At 53.7% G+C, this 9,122-nt stretch carries 8 protein-coding genes; all 8 read left to right on the forward strand.

The genetic code is table 11. The features are described 5' to 3' along the window. Positions 1–1,111 (forward strand): sugar nucleotide-binding protein (locus Q0G85_RS09780; protein WP_297157449.1); only part of this gene is annotated, 1,111 nt, incomplete at its 5' end. Further along, positions 1,104–2,201: a glycosyltransferase family 1 protein gene (locus Q0G85_RS09785; RefSeq protein WP_297157452.1), complete on the forward strand. Its 1,098-nt coding sequence runs from the start codon at positions 1,104–1,106 to the stop codon at positions 2,199–2,201. The genes Q0G85_RS09780 and Q0G85_RS09785, both read left to right, overlap by 8 nt. Positions 2,202–2,266: 65 nt before the next feature. Then, a complete protein-coding gene (locus Q0G85_RS09790) occupies positions 2,267–3,502 on the forward strand; it encodes an O-antigen ligase (RefSeq protein WP_297157455.1) in 1,236 nt (411 codons plus the stop codon). A 2-nt stretch (positions 3,503–3,504) separates the two neighbouring features. Next, positions 3,505–4,512, forward strand: a complete 1,008-nt coding sequence (locus tag Q0G85_RS09795; protein WP_297157459.1) for a stealth family protein — start codon at positions 3,505–3,507, stop codon at positions 4,510–4,512. A gap of 9 nt (positions 4,513–4,521) precedes the next feature. After that, positions 4,522–5,664, forward strand: a complete 1,143-nt coding sequence (locus Q0G85_RS09800) for a hypothetical protein (protein WP_297157462.1) — start codon at positions 4,522–4,524, stop codon at positions 5,662–5,664. Then, entirely contained in the window at positions 5,661–6,983 is a 1,323-nt protein-coding gene (locus tag Q0G85_RS09805) for a lipopolysaccharide biosynthesis protein (protein WP_297157464.1), read from the forward strand. The genes Q0G85_RS09800 and Q0G85_RS09805 overlap by 4 nt, the downstream gene beginning before the upstream one ends. Positions 6,984–7,040: 57 nt before the next feature. Next, entirely contained in the window at positions 7,041–8,204 is a 1,164-nt protein-coding gene (locus Q0G85_RS09810; protein WP_297157466.1) for an ATP-grasp domain-containing protein, read from the forward strand. Positions 8,205–8,243: 39 nt separating this feature from the next. Then, the coding region (locus Q0G85_RS09815; protein ID WP_297157468.1) for a hypothetical protein at positions 8,244–9,122 on the forward strand (879 nt) is incomplete at its 3' end.

The following is a 9,122-nucleotide window of genomic DNA, read 5'->3' on the forward strand; positions in this document are numbered from 1 at the left end:
CAACTCCTTCCAGGCCCTGGAGGACGGCACCGCCTACACCTACCTGGTGGACGCCCACTGGTCGCTGGAGCTCAAGAAGACCTACACCTTCGTGAACCTCGCCGACCCCGAGCTCGCCATCGAGTGGCCGATCCCGCTGGTTGAGGCCACCGTCTCCGATGCCGACCTCAACCACCCGATGCTGAGGGACGTCGTCCCCATGGCGCCGAGGCGCACCCTCGTCACCGGCTGCAACGGCCAGCTGGGCCATGCGGTGCGCGAGCTCGCCGAGGAGCGCGGCGTGGCGAAGGACTTCGACTTCTGCGACATCGACACCTTCGACATGTCCGACCCCGAGGCCTACGCCCAGTATGATTGGTCGCTCTACGGTACCGTCATCAACTGCGGCGCCTACACGGCGGTGGATAAAGCCGAGACCCCCGAGGGCCGCGCCATCGCCTGGAAGGCCAACGCGACGGGGCCGGCCCTTCTCGCCCGCACCTGCGCCGAGCACGGCATCACCCTGGTCCACGTGTCCAGCGACTACGTCTTCGACGGCACCGCCGGGGTGCATACCGAGGGGGAGCCCTTCAGCCCCCTTTCCGTCTACGGCCAGACCAAGGCCGCCGGCGACATCGCCGTGGCCGGCTGCCCCCGCCACTACATCATGCGCTCCAGCTGGGTCATCGGCGAGGGCCGCAACTTCGTGAAGACCATGAAGGGGCTGTCCGACCGCGTCGCGGACCCCGAGGACGGGCTCGGGCAGGTCACCGTGGTGGACGACCAGCTGGGCCGCCTGACCTTCACGCGCGACATGGCCGAGGCCATCTTCCACATGCTGGGGACCCACGCCCCCTACGGCACCTATAACTGCACCGGATCGGGTACGGTCAAGTCCTGGGCCGACATCGCCCGCGCCGTCTTCGAGGCCGCCAACGGCAACGGCGACAGGGTCGTGCCGGTATCGACCGCCGACTACTACGCGAGCGCCGAGGGCCCCGTCGCCCCGCGCCCGGTCCACTCCGCGCTCGACCTGACCAAGCTCGAGTCCGCCGGCTTCCGCATGCCCGACTGGGAGGAAGAGCTTTCCTGCTATTTGAATCAAATCAAAGATTGGAGCGCCCGTGGTTAGAGTACTTCAGGTTACCTCGAAGCTGTTCAGGGGTGGAGCGGAGACGTTCATGATGAACGTCTACCGCAATATCGACCGCACCCAGGTGCAGTTCGACTTCCTCGTCTTCCATACCCCTCGCGAATATTACGAGGACGAGATCGAGAGCCTTGGCGGGCATGTGTACCACGTTCCTATCATGGAGGGCGCAAACCTGCTGTGCCGCAAGCGGATGCTGGATGCCTTCTTCGACAAGCATCACGACTACGCCGCCGTGCACTGCCATATGGCTGCGCTCGGGCGCGATGTCCTGCACTCGGCGGCTGATCACGGCATCGGGCGACTATTCTCGCACTCGCACATCGCCGATTTCGAGCGCACCCCGCGCAACCTCGTGAAGCAGGCTTTTCAGAAGGGGTTCGGCGAGTATGCGACCAAACGGCTGGCCTGTTCGAGGACCGCGGGAGAGTTCATGTATCCGGGGAAGGATTTTGAGGTCGTGAACAACGGCATCGACGTGGCGCGGTTCGCCTTCGACGCCGCGCGAAGGGACGCTTTCAGAGCTTCCTACGGGTTTTCGGAGGAAGACATGCTCGTGGGCCATGTCGGACGCTTCGAACTGATGAAGAACCACGCCTTCCTCATTGACGTTTTTACCGCTCTCGCCCGTAATATAGAGCATGTGCATCTCGTCCTTGCAGGAGACGGCTCACTGCGCGAGGACATCGAGAATAGAGTGAGAGATCTCGGGCTTTCCGAGTGTGTGCACTTCTTAGGCCTGCTCGACGATATGCCTTCGTTCTACGATGGGGTCGATTGCTTCGCTATGCCTTCGTTGTTTGAGGGACTGCCTTTTTCGGCGGTGGAGGCGCAGTGCTCCGGGTTGTCGTGCGTGCTTTCGGACAGGATTACCAACGAGGTGGCCATTACCGACTTGGTGGAGTACCTGCCACTGGAGGCGGGGGCCGAGGCCTGGGCCGACTGCATTGAGCGCACACTTGGGTGTGCGAGCCTTCCGCGTGAGGACTACGCGGAAGTCGTGACGGGTGCGGGGTTTGATATTCAAGGAACTGTCTCGCAGCTCGCTGCGCTATACACGGGACGGGGGTAGTTTTGTCTTCCGTTGCTTTGAAGAGCGGATGCAGAGCGAAGATAACTGAGCGTCCTAAGATTCTTGTGCGTGAGGCGTTTCAGGTCATCTTGCTTGTCGTCCTTATCGTTTCGCCCATGCTCGATGGTTCCATCAAGGCGTTTTCGTATACTGACGAGCTCACTGCCATTCTTCTCGTCGGATGGGGGCTTTTTAGAAAAGACAAGGTTGCGCTTAACGACGGGGAGCGTATCGGCATTTTGGCAGTCGCTTTGCTGCTTGCGCTCGGACTTGCTTCAAACTTCGCTACAGGCTATCAGCAAAACAATCTTGCTATTGCCGTAGATGCGTTCACCTGTTTTAAGGTTTTCGCTGCCTATTATGGAGCGCTGCAGGTCGTTCATGGCGAGGAAAGGATTCTTTCGCTTGCGATCTGTGTTGCGAAACTGCTTATAGTCGCCGCCCTTTTCGGCTACGCACTCCATCTTTCGGGGGTTGTGTCGATGGGGGATGACCGACATTTCATGGGTGTACCTTGCTATCGTTTCGTTTTCGGACATACCACAGAGCTCGCAGCGTACTGTGTCGGCATCTCCGCTCTCTTGATGACCGACGCGAATAAGAACAAAGTATGGATTGTTTTCGATATTTTGCTCTTGCTTTCGACTATGAGGACGAAAGCCGTGGGAATCGCCTTCGTCATTGGCTTCTTTCTGGTTAGGTGTTTGGTGACGGGAAGGGATAAGAAGCCCACAGTATTCTTGTACCTGATTCTCGTAATTGGTGTCTTATTCTTGGGCGCTGATCAGATGAAGTTCTATTTTGGGGATACGACTTCGGCCAGGTATCTTCTTCAGTCCAATTCGATGCAGATTGCGCAGAGTTTTTTTCCCTTTGGCTCGGGTTTCGGTACCTACGCTAGCTATATGTCGGGCGAGTACTACTCACCTCTTTATTATCTATACGGGCTTTCCGGCGTATATGGCTTGAGTCCGGATTACCATGCCTTCGTTAGTGACAGTTTCTGGCCTACGGTCATCGGGCAGTTTGGGTTTTTCGGGCTTGCGCTTTTTACCCTGCTCATCGGGACATTCTTCTATTCGTTCGTATCGAGGTCAAGGTCTCATCGAGTTCCCGTTGGAGCATACGTGATCATTCCCCTCTATTACCTGATATTGAGTACGGCCGACGCCTCCTTCTTTAATTTTTATGGGCCTTTTTACGCTTTGGTGATGGCGATTGTGGCGACAGATTTTCCTTCAAAGATAGAGAGAGGGACCGAGGGATTTATGCGCAACTACAAAATGAAAGACAACGGATGAATATGGAAATCGACTTTGTAATTCCATGGGTTGATGACTCGGATTTAGATTGGCTCTCGGAAAGGAATAGGTACGAGGGACCGTCCGATATGGCTTCTGCTCACGGACAGGACAAGCGATATCGGGACTGGGGCCTACTTCGATACTTCTTTCGCAGCGTCGCTTTAAACGCACCTTGGGTCCGCAAGGTTCATTTCTTGACCTATGGGCATCTTCCTAAGTGGCTCGACACTTCGAATCCAAAACTTCATGTTGTGAAGCATGAAGATTATATCCCCCATGAGTACCTACCCACCTTCAATTCCAACGTCATTGAGCTTAACGCAAACCGAATCGAGGGTTTGGCGGAGCAGTTTGTGTTGTTCAACGATGATTTGATCGTTCTAAATCGGACAAGTGAGGACGATTATTTCCATAAGGGCTTGCCGAGGGCGACTGCCGTATTAAGTGCCGGTGGTCTCGCCCGAGGGGACGAGTTCTATGTTCCTTTCAACGTTGCGAGCGTCCTTAGCACCCATTTTGTACCATTGAGTTGCGTCAAGAGTCATCCGTTGAAATGGCTCAGCCCTGCGTATGGGACGATGGCCCTGAGAACGTTGCTCATGCTTGCATTCCCATCGTTTAAGGGATTTTACGAGCCGCACCTTTGCAATTCATTCCTGAAATCAACCTTCGATGAGGTTTGGGCTGAAGAGAAGGATGAACTGGAGAGAACTTCTTCACATCGATTCAGGCAAGCAACCGATATTTCGAATTGGCTTATGAAAGATTGGCAGTGCGCAAAAGGCGATTTTTATCCACGGCCAATCTCATTTGGAAAGAATTTCAATTTAGGAATCGACTTCGATTCGACCCTGGAAGAGGTCGAATCGTATCTTCGCGGACGCAAGGGAAAGGTCGTCTGCCTCAACGACGGTGACCTCACGCCGGAACAGTACGAGACGGCTCGCATGAGGATTCTCGCTTGTCTTGATGAGCTTTTCCCCGACAAATGTGAATTTGAGCTTTAGGAACAGAGAATGCAGACAATCAAAAAGACTGCCAAGGACCTGGTCGCAAAGCTTGGCTACCAAACAAACAGACGCATCGTTGTTTTCGAGTCCGATGATTGGGGCGCCGTGAGAGTTCCTGATGCCAGTGCTCTTGCGGCGTTTGGGGAACGATTCCCTTCATTCAAGCTTGACCATTACCAGTCTTTCGACGGCCTGGAGAAGAAAGGCGATGTAAGCCGCCTCTCTTCTTTGTTGCGCGAGAATGCGGTGCGCTTTGGGGCTTCCGCCCCAGTGTTCACGCTGAACTTCGCAACCGCGAACCCCGACTTCGACCGATGCGTTCCCGGGGAGGCCCATAACGCGCACTTCGAGTTCGAGCCCATCGATGAGACTTACCGGACCTACGATGACAGCGAGGGGGTGCTCGATTTCATTCGGCTGGGACGCAGTGAAACGGCGCTGCATCCTCAACTTCACGGGCGAGAGCACCTTAACGCAACGGCGTGGCTTGCTGATGCGGCCGTCGACTCTGTGGTGAAATACGCCCGTAGCTTGAGAATGGTGGGGCTGGACGACGCCTTCTACAATGGGATTGATGCTCTCAACAGTGGAAACACTCTGGTCGACGCGCGTAGATACCTCGAAGACGCTATTGCAATTTTCAAGCGACTCTTTGGCTTCGCCCCTAGGAGCTTCATCCCGCCATGCTATGTCGCCAATAAGAAATGTGAGCGCATCGCCGCTGAGATGGGCATCGAGACGATCCAATCATCGCCAAAGAGGAATGTCCCGAAAGGGAACAATTCCTATTCGAGGAGAATCAACGTTTTCGGACGCTCCAACGTACCTGGACAGTGCCGCTTAATCCGCAATGTGCAGTTCGAGCCCTCGCGTTCCATGTTTCAAGGCAAGAGCGTCGACGAGTGTGTCAACGCTGCTTTCGCCGAAATCGAGACGGCTTTCATCCGCAGACAGCCGGCCGTGATATGCACCCATCGAGTCAACTATACGACCCGAGTGGATGAGAGACACTGCGAGTTTTCACTCGATGCGCTTGAACGGCTGCTTCGACGGCTTGCGGAGCGGTATCCGGATTGCGAGTTCATGACTTCCGATAACTTGGGTTCTTTAATTCTGGATTCGCTGGTGAGAAATGAAATGGAGCGATGATGCACTGTAGTCCCAAGTTTCTTCGTGAAAAAATTAGGGGCAATGAATTCTGGGGGAAGCTTGCGAAAAATGTCTCAACTATCGTTGTGGGTCAGGGCGGCGCCTCTGCTTTTAACATGCTGACGTCATTTGTATCTGCTGGATTTCTTGGCGTTGCTGGCTACGGTTCGCTGATGATCGGTCAGACTTACATGCAGGCGATTGACGCTCTTTTGAATTTCCAATCTTGGCAAAGTGTGATTCGCTATGGATCCATCTGCCTGGAAAAACGAGATGAGCGCGGATTGGCTGCCTGCATAAAGGCCGCTTTTCTTGTCGATTTGATATCGGCAGTTGCCGGATGTGTCATCTCCTTCGCCATTGTCGGCTTCGTGGCTGGCTTCCTCGGTTGGGATTCTGCCGCAACTGCTGCGGCAGTGGTGTTTTGTTTCGAGATACTTGCGCATATAGAAGGTGCCCCTACGGGTTTGCTCCGTCTTTTCGATAGGTTCAACTATGTTGCAATTCATGCGATTGTTATGGCGGCTGTCAAACTGCTCTTTGTGTCTGTGTCAATAATGCTTTTCGAGAATAATGTAATTGTTTTTGCTTGTGCGTATTGTGCTGCCGATGTCATTAAGAGCCTGACACTCTTATTTATTGCTGTGTATGTTGCTCACAGGCGTCTTGGTCTTTTTAAGATTGTTAAGGCACGACGCGTCGATTTGCCGGCTGGCTACGTCTCCTTTACCGTTTGGTCAAACCTTGATACCACGGTGGACGCGCCAATTCAGTATTTCGATGTGTTCTTCCTCTCTCTCTTGTCGAGTGAGGCTGTCGGTGTCTTTAAATTCTTTAGGCAGCTGCTTTCCGTTCTCTCCCTCCTTTCGCGACCTGTGCAGCAGGCGGTTATGCCGCAACTTGCTGAGCTGATCGCCAAGGGGCTTTACGGTCGTGCATATGACGTTGTTAGAAAAATCGAGAAGGTCGTGGCTAAAGTTGTGATACCTTGCGCAGCTATTGCCTGTCTGGTCGTTCCGCCTGCGCTCGCTGTCTTTATGGACCCGCTCTACGGCGCGTACTGGTATCTCTTTGCCACATTAGCCGCTCTTGCCGCTGCGAGCATTGTCTTTTCCGCCATTCACCCCTGCTTCAACGCCTATGGCCTATCGAAGCAGTCGACAGTTATCACGCTTATTTCGAACGTTGTATACCTTGTTGCTTGTTATTTGCTGCTCGGAAAGCTAGGCGTGATGGCAATTCCGCTTGCAATGGCTTTGCAATATTCGCTCGCGATATCGCTGAAGGATACATACATTCGGAAGGTCGTTCTTGACTAGGGTGAGTCGACTACGTTGATCAGGGCGCTGGCATCTATATATAAGGATAGGAGTAAGATGGATAAGAAATATAACGATGATGTAATCGTTCTCTGCGAAGAACACTATAATCCGCTCGGAATTATTAGAACTTTAGGCGAGGCCGGGATAAGGCCGACTGTGGTTATTAAACGCAACCCTTCAATGAAGATTGCCTCGAAGAGCAGATATATCGGACGGCTCCATTCTGTCGATAACTACGACGAGGCGCTTAACTGGATTATTGCTAATTACTCCAATTGCGAAGGCAAGACTTTTATATTGACATCGGATGATGTTGCCGTTCGTTGTCTTGAGGAACGTTATGACGAGTTGAAGGACAACTTCGTTTTCTTTAACGCTGGCTCCAATGGTAGAATCGCTCACTTTCAGAACAAAGAAGTTCTATACAGGCTCGCAGAAAAACACGGAATGAGAGTTGCTCGCGTTTGGCGAGTAAAAAAGGGAGAGATTCCTGACGATATAGAGTATCCGATTATTACTAAGCCGATAGAGTCGTATGATGGCTGGAAATCTGACTACTATATTTGCAACGATGAGAGCGACTTAGTTGCTGCGTATGACCGCATAGCTAGCGATTCCGATCTCCTTCTTCAGCGGTATGTGAAAAAGGTGACGGAACGTACATATGAGGGCTGCTCTGTCGCTTGCGGCAAAGACGTTTTGTTCGCCATAGAGGCTCGCTATACCTACACTTTGGCCGATTCTTACAGCATGGAGATGACGGTTGCCAATCCTGCCGACGACGAAGTTGAGGTCGCACTCAGAGAAATGTTCGCCGAGATTGGATTTGAGGGCATATTCGAGGTTGAGTTTATGGAGGACGCCGACGGCAATCTTTGGTTCTTGGAAATTAACTTTAGAAACTCAACTTGGAGCTGGGCTTCCACAAAACTCGATATGCCCCTTCCTATTATTTGGATGAACGGGATGCGTGATGGCAGGATTCCCGATGGGGTTGAACGGGTTGTTCCCGAAGGTTACAGAGCCCTGACTGAACAGCCTGACTTTCATTTTAGAGTGAGGCGTGAGAGGCTCATCAGCCTTTCCGATTGGCTGAAGGCTGTAAAGACGGCAGACTGCCTCTACTTCTATGACCGACATGATTGGCGACCTTGCTTTACGGCATGGTGGTGCGTAATCGGCAATTTTGTGAAGCGAAAGCTAGGCCTGGCGAAGTAGGCGCAGTGAGACGGGCATAGAGATTAATAGGGGTGTAAGTTGAGCTTCAAGGAAATCTTAGCCGTGTGCGGAGCGTGCATAGGGCTCTACATTGGTTCCGGTTTCGCGAGCATGCAGGAAGTGCTGCAGTACGAGGCCTCCTACGGCAGCCTGTTTTGGGTTGTAATAGCCGTGACGGCTGTCATCTATCTGTACACGAACCTTTCGTTCTCGACTAACGGCGCCAAGGAGAAGCTTGAGCGCGGCGGTGACATCTACAAGGTGTACTGCGGCAGGAAGGTAGGTGCGTTCTACGATTGCTTCGCAGCGCTATTCTGCTATATGAGTTTCATTGTAATGCTGGGCGGCGCGAACTCCGCCGCCATGCAGCAGTGGGGTCTTCCCAATGGCGTCGGAGCAATCTTGCTTGCCGTGGTGGCCGTGGCCACCGTTGCATGTGGGCTCGAGGGCATTGTTAAGGCCCTGAGCTTCTTGGGACCTCTCATTGTGGTCTTTCTACTTGTTGTGGTCGGCTGCTCGGCCGCTACGGGATCGCTCGGCTTCGAGGCTGGGGCGGCCGCCATTGACTCAGGCGCCTATGACATAACTCAGATAGGCGGAGGCAATCCGCTTGCGTCAGGAGCGTCCTACGGAGGCTTCGTGATTCTGTGGTTCGCGGCTTTTCTGGGCGAGCTCAGCGCTCGCGAGCGCCTCTCGGTCGTGAGACGTGGCATGCTGCTGTCGAGTTTGTTTATCTTCGGCACAGCCGCACTGTGCTGTGTGGCGCTTATCTCCAACATTGATCTGGTGTGGGACGCGCCCATACCCACGCTGGTACTGGCCAACAGGATGAGTCCGACGCTCGGCCTTGTGTTCTCAGTGGTTATCTTCGTGGGTATATATACGAGTGCGGTGCCGCTGTTGTGGACGGGCGTGAAG

Origin of the sequence: uncultured Ellagibacter sp. (assembly GCF_934617235.1) — a bacterium.
Taxonomy (GTDB): Bacteria; Actinomycetota; Coriobacteriia; order Coriobacteriales; family Eggerthellaceae; genus Ellagibacter.